At 34.0% G+C, this 18,535-nt stretch carries 15 protein-coding genes; 4 read left to right on the forward strand and 11 right to left on the reverse strand.

Annotation, left to right across the window (positions count from 1 at the left end):
* Window positions 1-208: 208 nt before the first annotated feature.
* The 8 genes from LNQ81_RS17495 to LNQ81_RS17530 all read right to left on the reverse strand — a co-directional run bounded on the left by LNQ81_RS17495 (window position 209) and on the right by LNQ81_RS17530 (window position 10,663).
* Window positions 209-1,639 carry an anion permease gene (locus tag LNQ81_RS17495; protein WP_229948977.1) on the reverse strand — a complete coding sequence of 477 codons (1,431 nt, stop codon included), beginning with the start codon at window positions 1,637-1,639 and terminating at the stop codon, window positions 209-211.
* A gap of 24 nt (window positions 1,640-1,663) precedes the next feature.
* The gene (locus LNQ81_RS17500) at window positions 1,664-2,866 is read right to left on the reverse strand and encodes a porin (protein ID WP_418887957.1); all 1,203 of its coding nucleotides are present in this window, start codon (window positions 2,864-2,866) and stop codon (window positions 1,664-1,666) included.
* A 14-nt stretch (window positions 2,867-2,880) separates the two neighbouring features.
* Entirely contained in the window at window positions 2,881-3,633 is a 753-nt protein-coding gene (locus LNQ81_RS17505; RefSeq protein ID WP_229948981.1) for a succinate dehydrogenase/fumarate reductase iron-sulfur subunit, read from the reverse strand.
* An 11-nt stretch (window positions 3,634-3,644) separates the two neighbouring features.
* Window positions 3,645-5,564 (reverse strand): fumarate reductase/succinate dehydrogenase flavoprotein subunit, encoded by a 1,920-nt coding sequence (locus LNQ81_RS17510; RefSeq protein ID WP_229948983.1) that lies wholly within the window; start codon window positions 5,562-5,564, stop codon window positions 3,645-3,647.
* 2 nt (window positions 5,565-5,566) lie between these two features.
* Entirely contained in the window at window positions 5,567-6,229 is a 663-nt protein-coding gene (locus LNQ81_RS17515; RefSeq protein ID WP_229948985.1) for a succinate dehydrogenase cytochrome b subunit, read from the reverse strand.
* Window positions 6,230-7,857: 1,628 nt separating this feature from the next.
* The gene (locus LNQ81_RS17520; protein WP_229948986.1) at window positions 7,858-8,187 is read right to left on the reverse strand and encodes a GNAT family N-acetyltransferase; all 330 of its coding nucleotides are present in this window, start codon (window positions 8,185-8,187) and stop codon (window positions 7,858-7,860) included.
* Window positions 8,188-8,347: 160 nt separating this feature from the next.
* On the reverse strand, window positions 8,348-9,769 hold the full coding sequence (gene mdtD, locus LNQ81_RS17525; RefSeq protein ID WP_229948988.1) for a multidrug transporter subunit MdtD: 1,422 nt from the start codon (window positions 9,767-9,769) through the stop codon (window positions 8,348-8,350).
* 312 nt (window positions 9,770-10,081) lie between these two features.
* Window positions 10,082-10,663 (reverse strand): anthranilate synthase component II, encoded by a 582-nt coding sequence (locus LNQ81_RS17530; RefSeq protein ID WP_229948990.1) that lies wholly within the window; start codon window positions 10,661-10,663, stop codon window positions 10,082-10,084.
* Between the two features lie 40 nt (window positions 10,664-10,703).
* On the opposite strand from LNQ81_RS17530, the gene LNQ81_RS17535 reads away from it, so the two are divergent.
* Together LNQ81_RS17535 and LNQ81_RS17540 are read left to right on the forward strand one after the other, a co-directional pair.
* The gene (locus LNQ81_RS17535) at window positions 10,704-11,672 is read left to right on the forward strand and encodes an aminodeoxychorismate synthase component I (RefSeq protein WP_229948991.1); all 969 of its coding nucleotides are present in this window, start codon (window positions 10,704-10,706) and stop codon (window positions 11,670-11,672) included.
* A gap of 269 nt (window positions 11,673-11,941) precedes the next feature.
* On the forward strand, window positions 11,942-13,633 hold the full coding sequence (locus LNQ81_RS17540; RefSeq protein WP_229948993.1) for an acyl-CoA synthetase: 1,692 nt from the start codon (window positions 11,942-11,944) through the stop codon (window positions 13,631-13,633).
* A 71-nt stretch (window positions 13,634-13,704) separates the two neighbouring features.
* Here the strand turns inward: LNQ81_RS17540 and LNQ81_RS17545 are convergent, their stop codons facing one another.
* Complete coding sequence (locus LNQ81_RS17545; protein ID WP_229948995.1) at window positions 13,705-14,400, reverse strand: SIMPL domain-containing protein; 696 nt, start codon at window positions 14,398-14,400, stop codon at window positions 13,705-13,707.
* A gap of 93 nt (window positions 14,401-14,493) precedes the next feature.
* Window positions 14,494-15,144, reverse strand: a complete 651-nt coding sequence (locus LNQ81_RS17550; RefSeq protein ID WP_229948997.1) for a rhomboid family intramembrane serine protease — start codon at window positions 15,142-15,144, stop codon at window positions 14,494-14,496.
* Window positions 15,145-15,241: 97 nt separating this feature from the next.
* Here LNQ81_RS17550 and LNQ81_RS17555 point away from each other — a divergent pair, with 97 nt between their 5' ends.
* Window positions 15,242-16,141, forward strand: coding sequence for a lysophospholipid acyltransferase family protein (locus LNQ81_RS17555; protein WP_229948998.1), 900 nt, complete (start codon window positions 15,242-15,244; stop codon window positions 16,139-16,141).
* 115 nt (window positions 16,142-16,256) lie between these two features.
* Window positions 16,257-16,940, forward strand: a complete 684-nt coding sequence (locus LNQ81_RS17560; RefSeq protein ID WP_229949000.1) for a TIGR02117 family protein — start codon at window positions 16,257-16,259, stop codon at window positions 16,938-16,940.
* A 185-nt stretch (window positions 16,941-17,125) separates the two neighbouring features.
* Here LNQ81_RS17560 and glmM read toward each other — a convergent pair whose 3' ends face one another.
* Window positions 17,126-18,514, reverse strand: a complete 1,389-nt coding sequence (glmM, locus tag LNQ81_RS17565; protein WP_229949002.1) for a phosphoglucosamine mutase — start codon at window positions 18,512-18,514, stop codon at window positions 17,126-17,128.
* Between the last annotated feature and the right edge of the window lie 21 nt (window positions 18,515-18,535).

The raw sequence follows: 18,535 nt of genomic DNA on the forward strand, positions 1-18,535 counted from the left end.
GAAAGATATAAAAGAATACTTAGCCCACTAAATCAAACCTTAAATTTGCAGATAACATTTAAACGAGAATGAATTGTACAAAACAGAGCAATATTAACGATTAAAGCACACTATCGTGTGGTTTCAGAGCTAATTGAAGCTATGTAAAGTAGAATTAATTCGCAGTAAATGGTAGTTGCATATTTAAGGTCAGATATAAACTACTTTACTAAAAGGCACCTATTAAACTCATCCAACTTGTACCTACTACTAGATAAATGATTAATAACATTACTCCTATGATTAATCCGTAGGTCCACCATGACTTTAACTCTACATAGCCACTTCCGAAGAATACAGGTGCAGGTCCATGTCCATAGTGTGTTAATGTTCCATAGATAGATCCCATAAAACCTAACATCATAGCTAGTAAAACTGGAGGTACACCTAGCGAAACTCCTACTCCTAACAATGCTGCATACATCGCTGCAACGTGAGCTGTAGCACTCGCAAAGATATAGTGACTAAAGAAGTAAACAATTACGATAATCGGGAAGGCATAATGCCAATCCATATCGCCCATTTTACCTTTTACTAAATCACTAAACCATCCAATGAATCCTAATTTATTTAATGAACTCGCCATCATTACCAACACTGCGAACCATACAATAGTATCCCAAGCTCCTTTTTCAGCCTTGACATCTTCCCAGGTTAGTACAGAGGTTAATAATAATATAGCTAATCCGATAAATGCTGTAGTAGTGGCATCAATACTAAATAAATCCCCTGTAATCCACAGCCCTAATAAAATAACGAATGTCACTAACATTAAAATCTCTGGTATAGATAACTTACCCATCTCTTTTAATTTCTCAGCTGCTACTTTAGGAGCGTCACCTGTTTTCTTAAGTTCTGGTGGGAATATCTTATAAAGTACGATTGGAGTCAAAATAAAGGCAACTAACCCAGGTACAAGACCTGCAGCTGCCCAAGACATCCAAGAAATATTAATCCCCATATCAGCTGCGAACTTCTGACACATAGGGTTACTCGCTGTACCTGTTAAGAACATTGAAGATGCAATCAAGTTCATATAATAACAATTCAATGTTAAGAAAGAACCTAATTTCTTATGTGTTTCTGGTTTTGTAGCATCAGAACCAAAGTTCATCGACATTGACTTCATGATAGGATAGATAATACCTCCCCCACGAGCTGTATTACTTGGGATAGCTGGTGCTAATACTAAATCTGCTAAGCCTAATCCATATGCTAATCCTAAAGTACTTTTACCAAAAGCGCGAATAAATAAAAAGGCAATTCTATTCCCTAATCCTGTTTTAATAAATCCTCTAGCAATAAAGAATGAGATCCCTATCAACCAAATTACTTTATCTCCAAAACCACTTAAACTAAGGGCTATCGATTTACCAGGATCTCCAGGCGCTAATAATTGGAAGAATGCTGTTAGACCTACGGCTAACATACACATCGTTCCCATTGGTGCTGCTTTTAAGATAATACCTAAAATAGTACTAACGAAGATGGCAAATAAATGCCATGCGTCTGGTGTTACTCCTTCTGGAATAGGGCAAAACCATAGAGCGATACCAACTACTGCGGTAATCGCAAGATTCTTAAGATTTACTTCTTTCATCTATTTAATGTCTTAATGCTATGATTAGAATCTACACTGTAATTGTACAAAGGCTAAATTAGAATTGTACGTTTTTGAATTCTCTATATTCTCTTTAAAGTTGTCAATCTGCATACCGATTTGTATTCTAGCTCCATAATTCTTTAAGAACTCTAAACTAAACATTGGGGTAAGTGATTGGCGAGCATTTGAATTCAACTTTGATTCTGCATCAAGATATTCATAACGACACGCAAACTCTATGGCTTGGAAGTGTTTTTTACCTACTTCATATCGTATATTAGGTAGAATGTAAAAACTCTTCATAATGTAATTATCTAATTTCCCAAGGCGTTTATCTGCTTCTAATTTAAAGAAGGCATCATGATTAGTTCCTTGTTTCGCTTCAGTTTGAAAGTCTAAACACCAACGATCATTGATTGGAAATTTAGCTGTTGCTTCCACACCTACAGCATACACATTTTCTTTTTGTACTTCTCCAATACCTCCACTTACACCTACATTAAGATTGTGTTTCTTATCTAGGTTAAATAAAAATCGTGAAGAGTAATGTTTACCATCGTCACTATCTGACTTATTTTTTCCATTTCCATTGGTCACAGAAAAACCATAGCTCATAGGTACATTACCCAGATCTACACTACCTGTAATGGCTGCTCCTACTTGGAAGCTCATCCATCCATTGTTTCCAAACAGATAATAAGAATTAGAATAGTCAATAGACTTTACGATGTCCACTGGATAGGTTTCTTCCATTCCAAACAGTGGTCTAAACTGTCCTACTGTTATCTGAAAATAGCGATTAACAGTATACTTAGCAAAGGCATTTTCTAGAACTCTTGTACTTACATCCTTATTTTTAAAGTCTGCAAAGTTAACCAATGCTGTCACCTCTAGATTCTCTGTAATCTTAGCATTCATAGACACACGCATTCTTTTGATATCAAAAGAATTATTAGAGTAATTCGTTTTTTCAGGAGTTGATGAGTGATGTTGCCCATCGATATCTACTCCTTTTTTAAAATTGTCTAAATATCTTGTTTGGAATACTCCTCCTACTTTAAACTGAGGATACTTCTGTGGTTCAGGATGAAGAATAATCTTGTCTTCAAAGACTTTGATTGTATCATTCTGTATCTCTTGAGCGAAAGATATAGTGGAGCAGATTAAACCTGCTCCGACTAATAATTTCATTTTTAAGCTATTATTGAGTGTGAGAGTGCTCATAGGCTTATATTTTTTTATTTTTTAAACTTCAAAAAGCTTGCACGATTATATTCATAATTCATACGTGCGATATTAAGGACTGAGATACCTTGTGGACATTCGACTTCACATGCTTCAGTGTTAGAACAGTGTCCGAAGTCCTCAGCATCCATCTGAGAGATCATTCTTAATGCTCTTTCTTTACGCTCTTCTTGTGATTGAGGTAAGATCGCTAATTGAGTAATCTTAGCAGATGTAAATAGTGCAGCACTACCGTTCTTACATGTAGCTACACAAGCACCACATCCTATACATGCCGCAGAGTCAAACGCTGCTTCTGCTGTCTCATGTGATACTGGAATAGTATTCGCTTCTGGTGCCTGACCAGTATTCACTGATACATATCCACCAGCTGATATAATACGGTCAAATGCACTTCTATCTACTTTTAAATCCTTCTTAACAGGGAATCCTTTTGCTCTAAAAGGCTCTATTAATACTGTTTCACCATCTTTGAACTCACGCATGTGTAGCTGACAAGTAGTTGTATTCTCTAATGGTCCATGTGCATTACCGTTAATAACTACACCACACTGACCACAGATACCTTCTCTACAGTCGTGATCAAACTCTACTGGCTCTTCTTTATTTACGATTAATTGCTCATTTAATGTATCCAACATCTCCAAGAAAGACATATGTGGATTCACATTTTCTAACGTATAGTTTACAAGTTGTCCTTGTGCTTTACGATTTTTTTGTCTCCATATTTTTAAATGCAGTTTCATAGACTTTCTAATTATTTGTAACTACGGATAGTTGGTTGTACGAATTCGAATTTTAACTCTTCTTTGTTTAAGATTGGTTCTTGTTCTAATGATCCTGGCCATTCCCATGCCGAGATATATTGGAACTCCCCATCATTGCGTTCTGCTTCTCCATCTTCAGTTTGGAACTCTTCTCTAAAGTGCGCTCCACAAGATTCATTTCTTGTTAAGGCATCATAGCACATTAACACTCCGATCTCTAAATAATCTGCTACACGTCCTGCTTTTTCTAATTCAGCATTCATTGTATCATTTTCTCCCGTAACATTAACGTTCTTGTAGAATTCGTCTCTTAACTTTTTAATCTCTTCAATTGCAAATGTTAATCCTTCAGCAGTTCTAGCTAAACCACAATAATCATACAATAACTTACCAAGTTTTTTGTGGTAGTAGTCTACTGACTTATCTCCCTTAATACTTAATAATTGATCTATTTTCTCTTGATTCTCTTTAATTACTTTATCGAATTCTGGATGATCTGTAGAGATATGACCTACTCTAATTTGATCCGCTAGATAATTAGCTATTGTATATGGAGCAATGAAGTATCCATCTACAGAAGCTTGTAATAATGAGTTAGCACCTAATCTATTAGCACCGTGATCAGCGAAGTTAGCTTCACCTAATGCAAATAATCCAGGGATAGTAGTCATTAATTCGTAATCTACCCATAACCCCCCCATAGAGAAGTGAGCTGCTGGTGATATCTTCATTGGCTCTTTATAGGCATCAATACCTGTAATCTTCTCATACATACGGAATAAGTTACCATACTTCTCAGCGATCTTAGGTTGCCCTTGTTCTCTAATAGCCTTAGAGAAATCCAAGTATACAGCATTTTTTAATGGTCCTACACCATGTCCAGCATCGATACGTTCTTTCGCTGCACGAGATGAAATATCACGTGGCGCTAAGTTTCCGAATGCAGGATAACGACGCTCTAAGTAGTAATCTCTTTCTTCTTCTGGAATATCATTAGCGTCTCTTGTATCATCTGCTTTTTTAGGAACCCAAATACGTCCATCATTACGCAATGACTCAGACATTAATGTTAATTTAGATTGGTAATCACCAGACTGAGGAAGTGATGTTGGGTGTATCTGTGTCCAACTTGGTGAAGCGAAGTATGCTCCTTTTTTATGTGCTCTCCAGATCGCAGATCCATTACATCCCATTGCTAATGTAGATAGGTAATAAATCTTACCAAATCCTCCTGTAGCTAATACCACAGCATGAGCCGAATGCTTCTCTATCTCACCAGTCTCTAAGTTACGCACTACTACACCCCTAGCTTTACCATCAATAACTACGATGTCTAGCATCTCATGAGAAGAATATAACTGTACAGATTTCTTATCTACTTGGCGCATTAACGCTTGATAAGTACCTAATAATAACTGTTGTCCCGTTTGACCTCTAGCGTAGAAGGTTCTACTAACCTGAACACCTCCGAATGACCTATTATTTAAATATCCTCCATATTCTCTACCGAAAGGAACCCCTTGAGCTACTGCCTGGTCGATCAAGTTAAGAGAACACTCTGCTAGACGATATACGTTAGCCTCACGTGCTCTAAAATCCCCTCCTTTTAATGTATCTATAAACATACGGTACACACTATCACCGTCGTTTTTATAATTTTTTGCAGCATTCACCCCTCCTTGTGCCGCTACAGAGTGCGCACGACGAGGTGTATCTTGGAAGCAAAAAGCTTTTACATTATACCCCATCTCACCTAGAGATGCTCCTAATGAGCTTCCTGCTAATCCTGTACCAATTACGATAACATCTAATTTCTTTCTATTCGCTGGGTTTACCAAGCGAGCTGTTTTTTTATAATTAAGCCATTTTTCTTCTAATGGTCCTTGTGGTATTTTTGCATCTAATTTCATAACTATAGATTAAGAGGGTTAGTGATGTACATAAAGACTGGCATTGCAGCAAAACCTACACAGATAAGTACTGAGTAAGCAACTCCAATAATGTTTACCCAACGTACGAACTTAGGGTGAAACAAACCTAATGTTCTCACTCCACTACTAATACCGTGGATTAAGTGGTAACATAATGCTATCATAGCAATAACATAAATCACTACTAACCATAATTGTTGGAAAGCTGTTGCTACTACAAGATATAGATCTTTATTTCCTGCTAAATCTAATTCTGTTTGTCCAAATTTATATACATACCAAAAGTTTGCGAAGTGTAATACAATAAAAATTAAAACTATTGTACCAAGTACTCCCATGTTTCGGCTATACCATTTACTTGCTCTACCTCTATTGTCTTTTTTATAAGTACCTCCAGAAGTTTTATTCTTAGAAGTAATTATTAAAGCATAGATAGCATGCCCTATGATAGAAGCATATAAAACATAAGAAACCATCTTTACTAATGGATTTCCTGTTAAGAAATGCGAATACGCATTAAAACTTAATCTTGCTTGTTCTGGCTCCATAAATAATTGCATATTTCCTAGACAGTGAATCAATAGGAAAAAGCAAAGAAATAATCCTGTCGCGGCCATTACAATCTTGCGTGAGAGTGTGTTCATCTTTGTACCTTGTTTTTAATAATTAATGAATCCTTATTATTGTTACTAAAAGTCTATTTAGAAAATCAGTACGATATACTACTTCTATTTATTATGAAGTATTTCTTCGTTTTTACTCCTTTTAGATATATAGTTTCTATAAGATAAAATGTCTTGATACACTCAAAAACACTCTATAAACAGTTTTATATTCTAATTTCCAACAGACTCTAATCGTTTTCTTTATTTATATGTTAAAAGTATATTTTTAGTGTTATTTCAAAGGTGACATATATCAGCCCTCATTTGGTTTTACTCACTACCTATACACATTAACGTACATCAATATAATATCACAATCAATGTGAACTTGTATTTAAAATTATCAAATATTTTTAACATAAATAACGTTCCTCAAAAAAATAATAAGTTATAATAAAGTATATAATCATTATAAATAGTACTAATACTTCTAAAAAACATTCTATTCCTTTAACAAAAAATCAAATTCCATACCACAATACCCTTTTTACCATATTTAATTAGCACAACAAATATCAATACACCATACTATCTATATATCCTTTCAACTAAACACAACTAAAAAGTAGTAAAAATCATAATATTCATTTCACATCCCTAAAAAAGAAATCTATTATATTATTCACAATTTATAAACGAATAAAACCACAAAACCCTTATGTTTACTAGACTTAAATATATATTACACATATTATAAAAAGTCGTGTAAACTGAATACATAGCTTTCTTCAAAAATTGTAATAAACCTAAATAAATCTCATTCCCTCTTCTTTTTATACACTAAACTATACTTTCTATTAATCATTCATATTGAGAATTTAGTCTAAAAAGAAGATATCCATCTCCTGAAGATTGCTTTTTTGCTATTCAAACACTAAAAAGAGAGATTGCAGAATCCTCAATTTTACACTTCCTCTTCTCTCTTTCTTTCAAAGGTTCTTTCTAGAAGTGTATTAATATAGCTTCTATTCCCATCTGTTTTAGATATCATCACAACATGGAATACAAGAACAATAAGAGGAGTATAAAAGGACATTTATTGGACTAACCCATGCTGTGCTCCACCATTATCGAGCTATTGTCCATGTATTGTCGAAGGATCTTCTTATATCACCTGTAAATACTAGGGCTGAGAGCTATCCTATATAGGTACTAAAAAGGACACAAAATAACACAAACAACTTACTACCAATCAATTAATATATTTCCCTATCAAAAAAAACACTCCTTATTTTTTACAAAAACAACAAGATATCCCTTATTACGCGCTTAATATTAAAAAAAAGAGTCTAGAAACTATAAAAAAGGTGTTTTAAAAGACTATTTTATACTCAAAAAAGAAAAAAATGAGAAGATACTTTGAAAGAATACAAAACTAAAGCGCATAAAAAAGCAGTAGTAAACCAAAGTCTGCTACTGCTTCTTTATATCTATCTTCTGCCTTATCCTCTCCAGACTGAAATTCTATTTTAACCTAGGTTCGCGATAGACATATAAACGAAAAGTAATTATACAAAATAGCTCTGAATTAGTGAGTAAAGCATACTATAGTATGGTTTGAGAACTAATGAAAGAGATATGAGGTAGAATCGCTTTGTAGTATTTGGCTAATGCGAATCTGGGTTTAAATACTTGACTAAATACTTAGGTACATCCTTGTACCTTTGTCTGAAATAGAAGCGATGTGCGTCCTTCCTTCTACTATGGCTGTGAAGTTCTATTCTATCACATTCTCTTGCATTGGCTAGCTTTGTGATGTGTTCTTCGACAAGTTTACCTACATCTTTACCCCTGATATTCTGATCTACAGCAAAATAACTTATCCTAGCAAAATCACCCTCTAGTGCTATCTGAGGAATAAAGTGTACTGAGATAAAGGCTATGACTTGTCTCTCATCTTCTACTACTAAGAGTGACTCTCTCTCACAGTTATTCATTTCTGCTATTCTATGAGGTAAAAACCTAATGTGTTATGATATCTCATTTGTTCTAAAAGATTAGCAACTACATCAGCGTCTTTGACTTCCATTTTTCTTATCTCCATCTCTACTTATTTTAAAGGGAAAGTAGATATTTTTTAATCTAGTAACAATGTTTTTATTCTTTTTTATATGAGCGCGTTCCTGACATACTTGCCCCTGCATCTTTACTCAGATTAGTAAATACTAAACTAGACAGTATCGTGATCAATCCCATAACTAAGAAAGTATATCTAAATACAGCTATACCATCCCCTGAAGTAGCGACTGTACTATTCTGAAACATCATCAATACCATCGCTGACAATGAGATACCTAAACTTACTGCTAACTGTTGTGTAACTGATAATAAACTATTTCCTTCACTAGAAGTTTCTTGATCTAGATCTGCAAGAGATATTGTATTCATGGAAGTAAATTGTATTGCGTTAAACGCTCCGTTTCCTATCATTAAGAGTATAATCACCCAATAGGGTGTGTGAGGAGTTACGAAGAAAAAACAGCTGATTAACAACCCTGTCAATACTGTGTTTGTAATCAACGTACTTCTGTATCCAAAGCGTCTCACAATAGGTACTACAAAGTTACGAGAAACTAAGTTAGATAAGGCTTGTGGAATCATCATCATCCCTGCATACATGGCTGAGTATCCATATCCTACTTGTAATAATAAGGGGATCATCAATGGCATTCCCCCGATTCCGAAACGCGTAATTAAGTTTCCAATTAGGCCTAAACGAAGCGTGGTAATCTTAAATAAACTCAATTTAATCAAAGGTTCTTTCGTCATTCTAGCATAGAATACATAGGCTACTCCCATTAATATTGCTACAATAAACAATGTAAGTAATTGAGCAGAAGATATGCCTGGACTGTTCCACTTCTCTATCACTAACGTCAATGTAGTTAATCCGCCACTAAACAATATCCATCCCATAAGGTCAAAACGCCCTACTGTATTGGTAAAATTAGGGATAATCTTTCTAGCAAAAAGTACAGCTATCACTCCTACTGGTACATTAATTAAGAATATCCAGTGCCAAGACAGCTTCTCTACTAAAAAACCTCCTACTGCAGGTCCTAACATAGGTCCTATCAGTCCAGGTATTGTGATAAAATTAATCACCTTTAACAACTGGTTTTTAGGATAAGCATAAATTAAGGTTAATCGGGCTACAGGTACCATCATCGCTCCTCCAACAGCCTGAAATATACGCGCTAGAACTAACTGATCTAAGGTAGCTGACATAGAACAGAATATAGAACCTAACGTAAATAGTCCCACTGCTAGAATAAAGATTCTCTTTGTGCCAAATCGGTCGGCTAACCAACCACTTAATGGAATCAATAAAGCGACTGTTAATGTATAGGATACGATGATACTCTGCATCCCTAAAGGCGACTCTCCTAGACTCTTAGCTATAGAGGGTAATCCTGTGTTTAAAATTGTAGCATCTAGTGCTTGCATAAAGATGGCTAGAGCTCCTAACCATGGCAAATATTTGCGTGTTATTTCATCTTTTATTACTCCTGCTTGCATTGTATTCTAAATCATTTAGTAATTAATAATTCCTTTTTCACAATGCAAAATTAGAGTATCTATTCTCATTTATTTAATGAATTAGATAGATATTTTTTATCCTAAATAGGCTTTAAAATGATGAAAAAACAGTAGTTATATCAATTATATAATTACCTATATCTTTCTTTATTAATATAGAATTTTTATAGCTGTACTATTATTAGATAGATAATTTTTATATTATTTATATTGCAAAATATGATAGACAAACTCTATAATGATTGATAAAAAAATGCTATTACAAGTAAAACATAATAAATAACCCAATCATTACAGCGATAATACCCAATTATTTATGATTTCTCCACCATGAGAAGTAATATAAGATTCGGGGTGAAACTGTACTCCCTTAATATTATACGTTCTATGGCGAATAGACATAATAACTCCTTCATCGCTAAGCGCTACTATCTCTAGTTCTTCTGGAAAATCAGTAGTCGATAAAGCCCATGAATGATATAATCCTACTGATACAGAGGTGCCTATAGTAGTAAATAAATTATCTTCTGTTCTATAGTGTAAGGTAGTAGACTGTCCGTGATAGACATAAGATAGATTCTCTAATGTAGCCCCAAAGTACTCTCCAATAGTCTGATGCCCTAGACAAACACCTAAGATCGGTTTATTAGCTTTATACCTATCTAATATACGAAACAAGATAGGGTAACTACAAGGCACATCCGGTCCTGGAGATAAAACAAGCATATCAAACTTATCTAAAGATTCTAAAACAACCTCATCGTGAGGAATCACTGTAATATTACAATGTTTATTCTCATCAAAGAGCTGAACCAAATTATAAGTAAACGAGTCATGATTATCTATTATAACAATTTGTTTGATTTCACTCATAAACTATTTTGTACTTTTGAACCTTTAAACTTGATTAAATATGGTGCTCAAAGATACAACTATCTCTCTAATGAATTCATTGGGATCACAGAGAATTCCCTTCCTTTTTATCATTAGCTATGATGGCAAAGATTGTATCATCCAACCCTTAAAAAATATTGATCAAGAAGAAATAAAATATAACTTCAACGGAATAAGCAATACACAACCAAAAGAGCGTATCACTAGTCTAAAAATAGAAGCTACACCCCTTAGCTTTGAACAATATCAAGAGAAGTTTGATATTGTCAAACAAGAGTTACAGCTAGGAAATACATACCTTATTAATTTAACTGTGGCTACACCTGTATCTTCTAAGCACACCTTAGAAGATGTGTATCACACTGCTAAAGCTAAATATAAACTACTCGTAAAAGATCAGTTCACTTGTTTTTCTCCTGAGATATTTGTTCAAATCAAAGACAATACTATCTACTCTTTTCCTATGAAAGGAACAATAAAAGCTGATATTCACAATGCCAGTGAGCTACTCTTAAATAATAAAAAAGAGACTGCAGAGCATTATACTATTGTTGATTTAATCCGAAATGATCTAAATATCGTTTCTAAAAAAGTGAAAGTAAATCGCTTTAGATACCTAGATAAACTAGAGACTTCTAAAGGCGCCATCTTACAGATGAGTTCTGAAATAGCAGGAGACCTATCTCCTAATTGGTACCATGAGATCGGAACTATATTTAGCAAACTACTACCTGCAGGCTCTATCACTGGATCTCCAAAAGAAAGTACAGTAAATATAATAGCTAAAGCAGAACAATACGATCGAAATTACTATACTGGAGTATGTGGTCTCTATGATGGCAAGAGCGTTGATAGTGCTGTAATGATACGTTTTATAGAACAACAAGGAGATAAATATATCTATAAAAGTGGTGGAGGTATAACCTCTTCAAGTGATGTGAAGCTGGAGTATGAAGAATTACTTCAAAAAATATACATCCCTAGCTGATTATTTTCAATTAAAATACAAATCAGCTAGTATAAATTCATTTTTATCATTTTTAAGGTGATAAATACTTCTTCCTAATAAAAACAAAAAAACACAACTATCTAACGCATACAAATTGCATAATTATTCGAATAATCAATATTTCATTGCGCTTTAATTAATTAAAATCACTCAAAACAACGGTTTTACCTAATATCAATTCCATTTTAAATTTTTATATACATCATAATTCTGTAAATTACCGCTACCAAAAACTAATTTAATAAAGAATGAAAGATTTGTATAAACAAATCGGTGAATTACTCATCGATCAGGATTACGATGCCTTACATGATCTAAAAATCGAAAAGCCTGAGTATTTTAACTGGGTACAAGAAGTGTATGAAGACATACACGTAAAAGAAACACCTGAAAAAACAGCATTGTTATGGACAGATGGAGAGGTGACTCATCATTATACATTCCAAACACTACATGACAGGTACAACCAATTAATCAATTTTCTTCGTACAAAAGGAGTTAAAAAAGATGATGTTATACTTACCCAAATGATGCTTCAACGTATCAATTGGGTTACGCACTTAGCGACTATTAAAGCTGGTTATAGATTATCTCCTGCTGCAAGTATATTAGGAGTAAAAGACTTAGTATACAGATTCCAAAAGATTACACCGAAAGTCATATTAGCAGATAGTGATAATGTAGAGAAAATAGATCAAGCAGAAAAAGAGTCAGGCATTAGCATCCCTGTTAAAATTATCGTAGATGGACAGAGAGATGGATGGTATCCACTGACTGTACTAGATGAGCAAAGTAAAGAAGCTGAAGGAGAAATGACTAAACCTGATGACACCTTATTTATGTTCTTTACTTCAGGTACTACAGGTATGCCTAAAATAGTATGTCATACACAATTAAGCCAACCTATTGGGCATCTAACGACAACTGCATGGATAGGTTTAACACGTAATGATATTCATTATAATATATCACAACCAGGATGGGCTAAGTTTGCTTGGAGTAGTTTATTCGCTCCATGGAATGTAGGTGCTACTATCTTTGCTTTTGCCACTAAAGAGCGATTTAATGCTGCCAAAACATTAGAGATGATAGAAAAACATCAAGTAACTTCTCTATGTGCTCCACCTACTGTATTGCGCTTCTTTGTTCAAGAAGATTTAAAGAAATACAATTTTAGCTTAAAGAAATGTGTAGCTGCAGGAGAGCCCTTAAATCCAGAGATTATTGAAGAATGGAAAGAGGGAACTGGACTTATTGTTAGAGATGGTTTTGGGCAAACAGAGAGTACATGTATGATCGCTAACTATCCAAATGCTAAACTAAAATATGGTTCTATGGGCAAACCTACTTTCTTATATGACATTGTCATTGCTGATGATGATGGACAAGAAGTAGTTATCAATGAAGAAGGAAACATCTGTGTTAAAACAGGTACTGATCAGTTAAATGGTATATTTAAAGAATACTTATACGATAAAGTAAAACAAACTGAGGTATTTAAACATGGGTTGTATTATACTGGAGACAAAGCCTATAAAGATGAAGATGGCTATATCTGGTTTATTGGTAGAGATGACGATGTTATCAAAGCATCTGATTATCGTATCGGACCATTTGAAGTAGAAAGTGTATTACTAGAACATCATGATGTAGTAGAGTCTGCAGTAGTTGCCAGTCCACATGCTGTAAAAGGTTTTGAAGTGAAAGCTTTTATTATTCTAAGTGATCATACTAAAGCATCTGCTGAGTTAGCTAATGACTTATTTAAGTATTCTCGAGAACATTTAGCACCTTATAAAATGCCTAGAAAAATAGAGTTCGTAACTGAATTACCTAAGACAATTAGTGGTAAAATAAAACGTGTAGAACTTAGAGCACTACAAGCTGAACGCATAGCTAAAAAGCAAGAAGTAGCATTAGAGTATGATTATACAAAATAGTATAAACGAGATGATATAAAAAGGGCATGTCTAAGTTAGACATGCCCTTTTTAAATATAAATTATAAACTCTTATTCTAACGTAAAACTAATAGAAACATTAGACACTACTTCTAATTCTCCTAAAGCTAAAGTCTGGTCATTCATATCTCCTGCAGCGGCTTTCATCATATACATTGGTCTAACAATGATAGGTGAGTTAGCGCTGCTATCAGACACTAAGATAGCCTTACCTACTTTTTGTCCTAATGCATTTGCATAATCAGTCGCTTTTTGTTTCGCTTCTTTAACAGCTAATGTACGAGCTTCTGCTTCATACATAGCAGTCTTAGATGACTGAAAGTCTACACCTTCGATTTTATTAATACCTGACTCTGTAAGACCTACCATTAACTTCTCATACTTGGCTACATCAGTAAGTGTGATCGTTAATGTCTGAGACGCTGTAAAGTAATCTTTCTTCTCCTCATAATCTCTAGATTTATAAAGGCTCACTCTTTGAGTTTGTAAGTCTTTATCTTCTATTTTCATTGATTTAATATACTTGATAACTGTAGCGATAGCTGCATCATTTGTCTTTTTGGCAACAGCTGCAGTTTCATCTCTATTATCTACTCCTACTCTGATAATTACTTTATCTGGTGTTACACTTACTTTACCTATTCCATTCACTTGGATCTGTGGAGTAATTACACCATGATTATCTTGTGCTACGATTGCTGTTGTTGTCATTAATATAGACGCGAACATGATTGACATTTTTTTCATAATTGACTTTCTTTTTGCTTTTCTTAAATACAAATGTATCCAAAAAAGGTTCTGCTCAAAGTTCCCTTGTCATAAATAATTGCCAAAAAAAATCTATTGAAGTTTATTACTTCTGTACATCCAAACTAAGATTGCCATTGGGATAAGCAGTATACCTATCAACTTAAATTCTGTTTGTAAAAGTACAGGGTACTTAATCAGTATCAATACTAAACCTGCTATAGCACCTCCTATATGAGCCGTATGTCCTATTCCGTCATTATTCTTCTTCATTCCATAAAGTGAATACAATAAATACCCTACTGCAAATACATATGCAGGCATAGGTACTACAAAGAATATCCCCAACATCATATCTGGATTTAACATAATAGCAGCATATAATATCCCCATAATCGCACCAGACGCACCTACAGCTCGATAATAAGGTTTAGTTTTATAAAACTGATAAGTCAATACATTTCCAACTAAAAGACTTACTAGGTAGATAACAAGAAAATAAAAAATGCCTGATGTGTATATAATGATGTCTGCAAAGAAATACAGTGTCAACATATTAAAGGCAAAGTGCATCCAATCAACATGTAGAAAACCAGCTGTAATAAAACGATAACGCTCCCCCCTATTAATCTGATTAATGTCAAAGCAATACTTATTAAAAAAATTAAAATCATTCAACCCTTGATAGGTTACGAATCCATTTAATGCCAAAAGCACTAAGGTTACTATAGAGATATCTCCCATAAAAAACATTTTGATAAAAATAAGAATTGTTCTGCACTCATTTATTAAATTTGTGTTAGATTATTGTATTACCCTATCTTTGCACAAAACAGAACAAATGAATTACATTATATATATAATCGCCTACCCTATAATCTGGTTAATCTCAAAGATGCCTTTTTCTTTATTTTATTTTATGTCTGATGTATTTTACTTTTTATTATACACAGTAGTAGGATATCGAAAAAAAACAGTGCGTGAGAATATTCGCTTGACAATGCCAGAACTATCAGATCAAGAAGTTAAACGTGTTGAAAAAGAATCTTTTAAACACTTATGTGATATCTTTTTAGAAATGGCAAAGACACTGACAATCTCAGAAGAGGACTTAAAAAAGAGATTTACATTTACTAATCTAGACACAGTATTAGAAGTAGAAAAACAAGGTAAAAGTATATTGATGTTCTGTGCACATTATGCGAATTGGGAATGGATGATTATCCTCGATAAATACATTAAATTCCAAGGGTATGCCGTTTATAAAAAATTAAACAATCCTTACTTCGATGGATTATTTAAAAAAATGCGCTCTAGATTTGATACTATATTAGTCGAAATGAAAGAAACTATTCGTGTAATTAGACAAAATGAAGTAAATAAGAATCATGGTATTTATGCTTTTATAAGTGATCAATCACCTATGATAAGTCAAGCCAACTGTTGGCAAGACTTTATGGGAATAGAAGTTCCTGTGTATACAGGTGGTGAAGCACTATGTAAGAAATTCGATATGGTACCGATGTATCTTAAGGTGGAGTATGTAAAAAGAGGACATTATCAAACCACTTTTGTCCCATTACTAAAAGAAGGAGAATCATCAAAAGATATTCCTAACTATGAAATCACACAACGCTTCTTAGCTGAAGTGGAAAAACAGATTAGAAAAGCACCTGAATATTACTTCTGGACACATAAACGATGGAAGCACAGAGGCAATAAACCTGAAAACATGAAATAATATTTTATACAATCCTCTTGCTATCAAGAGGATTTTTTTTATCACGCCATATTTCTCACTAATTAATTATCACAAATAGTTGTAAATTAGCTAAAATTATACTCAAATCACATTTATGACATACATCAAGAAGTTACTTAAAGTAATACTAATGATAGTTGTTACTTTTATTGTACTTATTCTTGTCTACTTTTTGGCTGCTAGAGGTTTATCAAGTATCACTGTTAATAAGAAACAAAGTGAACCAAGTGAAATCACTATGTACATCCATACTAATGGTATGCACACAGACTATGTATTTCCTATTAAATCAGAACTTATAGACTGGAGTGATGAACTAAAGTTCGAGCATACTAAAAGTCAACGTACAGACTATGATTATGTAGCACTAGGTTGGGGAGATAAAGGATTCTTTTTAGATGTAGAAGATTGGGCACACGTTAAACTAGATATTGCAGTGAACGCTGCTTTTGGATTAGGGACTACAGCTATGCATACTACCTTTTTACCCACTATTACAGAAGGAGAAGACACACGTAAGATAACTATTTCTAAAAAACAGTATCAAGCCTTAATAGACTATGCCCGTGCCTCTTTTAAAAGAGATCCTGACGGACAAGTAATCAATATTAAAACTGATAAAGTCTATGGAATGAATGACTCCTTCTATGAGGGAGAAGGTAATTATAGCTTTCTACACACCTGTAATAGTTGGGCTAACTCAGGGTTAAAGTTGGCGAAGATGAGAGCTTGTCTATGGACACCATTCCAAGAAGGAATCTTTAGAAAATATGAATAAGTCCTACAAAAAAATGACATAATGAGGTTTTCCGTAAACGGATAACTGATAGACTACTTACATTTGCACTGCGTTATGTAAGTAATTCTTGTAATCTTTACCGGTACAGAATTCAATTAATACTTATACCAAAAATAAAGGGAACCGATTGGTTCCCTTTATTGTTTATAAATCTCTTTATTTGATTAGATTCCTGCGATTACTTTTAGTTCTTCGATCATACGCAAAGCTAGACTATCAGCATCCTCTTGTGTACCTGCTTCTGTATAAATACGGATAATAGGTTCTGTATTAGATTTTCTCAAGTGTACCCATGAAGAAGGGAAGTCAATCTTCACACCATCCACAGTAGATATCTCTTGGTTCTTATAATTTTCAGCTATTTGCTCTAAGATCATATCTACATTTAACTTAGGAGTAAGTTCTATCTTATTTTTACTCATATAATACTGAGGATAAGAAGCTCTTAACTCAGCTACAGTCATATCTAAGTTAGATAAATGCGTTAAGAATAAAGCCACCCCAACGATAGAATCCCGTCCGTAGTGTGTCTCAGGATAGATGATACCACCATTACCTTCCCCACCGATGATAGCATTAGTCGCTTTCATAAGCTCTACTACGTTTACCTCTCCTACTGCAGAAGCATTATATGTACCACCATGTTTATTAGTAATATCCCTTAAAGCACGAGAAGATGATAAGTTAGATACTGTATTACCAGGAGTCTTACTTAACACATAATCAGCTATTGCTACTAATGTATATTCTTCCCCAAACATCTCTCCATCGTTAGAAATGAAAGCAAGGCGATCTACATCAGGATCTACTACTACACCGAAGTCTGCATTTTCTTTCTTCACCAAAGCGCAGATATCTCCTAAATGTTCTTTAAGAGGCTCTGGATTATGAGGGAAGTGACCGTTTGGCTCACAGTATAATTCTACTACTTCTACTCCTAGTTTTCGCAATAAAGCAGGGATAATAATACCTCCTGATGAATTAACAGCATCTACTACTACTTTAAACTTGCGTTTTTTAATAGCTTCTACATCTACTAGTTTTAACTTTAATATCTCCTCTATATGGATGTCCATATAGTCGTTCTTAAACACTACTGTTCCTAGATTATCTACATCTGCAAAATCAAATGCATCTTTATCTGCTAACTCTAATATGATTTGTCCCTCAGCTCCACTTAAGAACTCCCCTTTACTATTTAGAAGTTTTAAAGCATTCCATTGTTTTGGATTATGAGAAGCAGTTAGGATAATACCTCCATCTGCTTTCTCTAAAGGAACTGCTATCTCTACTGTAGGAGTAGTAGATAACCCCAAGTCTATTACATCGATACCTAGTCCTATTAACGTATTCACTACTAAATTATGAATCATCGGTCCTGAAATACGTGCATCTCTACCAATAACTACTTTTAGATTTTCTTTTTGAGAATTGTTTTTAAGGAAGGTTCCATAAGCAGATGCAAACTTTACTGCATCTATTGGTGTAAGGTTATCTCCTACTTTACCGCCTATAGTACCACGTATACCTGATATAGATTTAATCAATGTCATAATTACATATTTTTAGTAGCA

It is taken from the genome of Myroides oncorhynchi (assembly GCF_020905415.1).
Classification (GTDB): domain Bacteria; phylum Bacteroidota; class Bacteroidia; order Flavobacteriales; family Flavobacteriaceae; genus Flavobacterium; species Flavobacterium oncorhynchi_A.

Excerpts from the sequence above, each read along its gene's own strand:
- LNQ81_RS17495 (WP_229948977.1), bottom strand. The coding sequence starts at position 1,639 with ATGAAAGAAGTAAATCTTAAGAATCTTGCGATTACCGCAGTAGTTGGT.
- LNQ81_RS17500 (WP_418887957.1), bottom strand. The coding sequence starts at position 2,866 with ATGAGCACTCTCACACTCAATAATAGCTTAAAAATGAAATTATTAGTC.
- LNQ81_RS17505 (WP_229948981.1), bottom strand. The coding sequence starts at position 3,633 with ATGAAACTGCATTTAAAAATATGGAGACAAAAAAATCGTAAAGCACAA.
- LNQ81_RS17510 (WP_229948983.1), bottom strand. The coding sequence starts at position 5,564 with ATGAAATTAGATGCAAAAATACCACAAGGACCATTAGAAGAAAAATGG.
- LNQ81_RS17515 (WP_229948985.1), bottom strand. The coding sequence starts at position 6,229 with ATGAACACACTCTCACGCAAGATTGTAATGGCCGCGACAGGATTATTT.
- LNQ81_RS17520 (WP_229948986.1), bottom strand. The coding sequence starts at position 8,187 with ATGAATAACTGTGAGAGAGAGTCACTCTTAGTAGTAGAAGATGAGAGA.
- mdtD (WP_229948988.1), bottom strand. The coding sequence starts at position 9,769 with ATGCAAGCAGGAGTAATAAAAGATGAAATAACACGCAAATATTTGCCA.
- LNQ81_RS17530 (WP_229948990.1), bottom strand. The coding sequence starts at position 10,663 with ATGAGTGAAATCAAACAAATTGTTATAATAGATAATCATGACTCGTTT.
- LNQ81_RS17535 (WP_229948991.1), top strand. The coding sequence starts at position 10,704 with ATGGTGCTCAAAGATACAACTATCTCTCTAATGAATTCATTGGGATCA.
- LNQ81_RS17540 (WP_229948993.1), top strand. The coding sequence starts at position 11,942 with ATGAAAGATTTGTATAAACAAATCGGTGAATTACTCATCGATCAGGAT.
- LNQ81_RS17545 (WP_229948995.1), bottom strand. The coding sequence starts at position 14,400 with ATGAAAAAAATGTCAATCATGTTCGCGTCTATATTAATGACAACAACA.
- LNQ81_RS17550 (WP_229948997.1), bottom strand. The coding sequence starts at position 15,144 with ATGGGAGATATCTCTATAGTAACCTTAGTGCTTTTGGCATTAAATGGA.
- LNQ81_RS17555 (WP_229948998.1), top strand. The coding sequence starts at position 15,242 with ATGAATTACATTATATATATAATCGCCTACCCTATAATCTGGTTAATC.
- LNQ81_RS17560 (WP_229949000.1), top strand. The coding sequence starts at position 16,257 with ATGACATACATCAAGAAGTTACTTAAAGTAATACTAATGATAGTTGTT.
- glmM (WP_229949002.1), bottom strand. The coding sequence starts at position 18,514 with ATGACATTGATTAAATCTATATCAGGTATACGTGGTACTATAGGCGGT.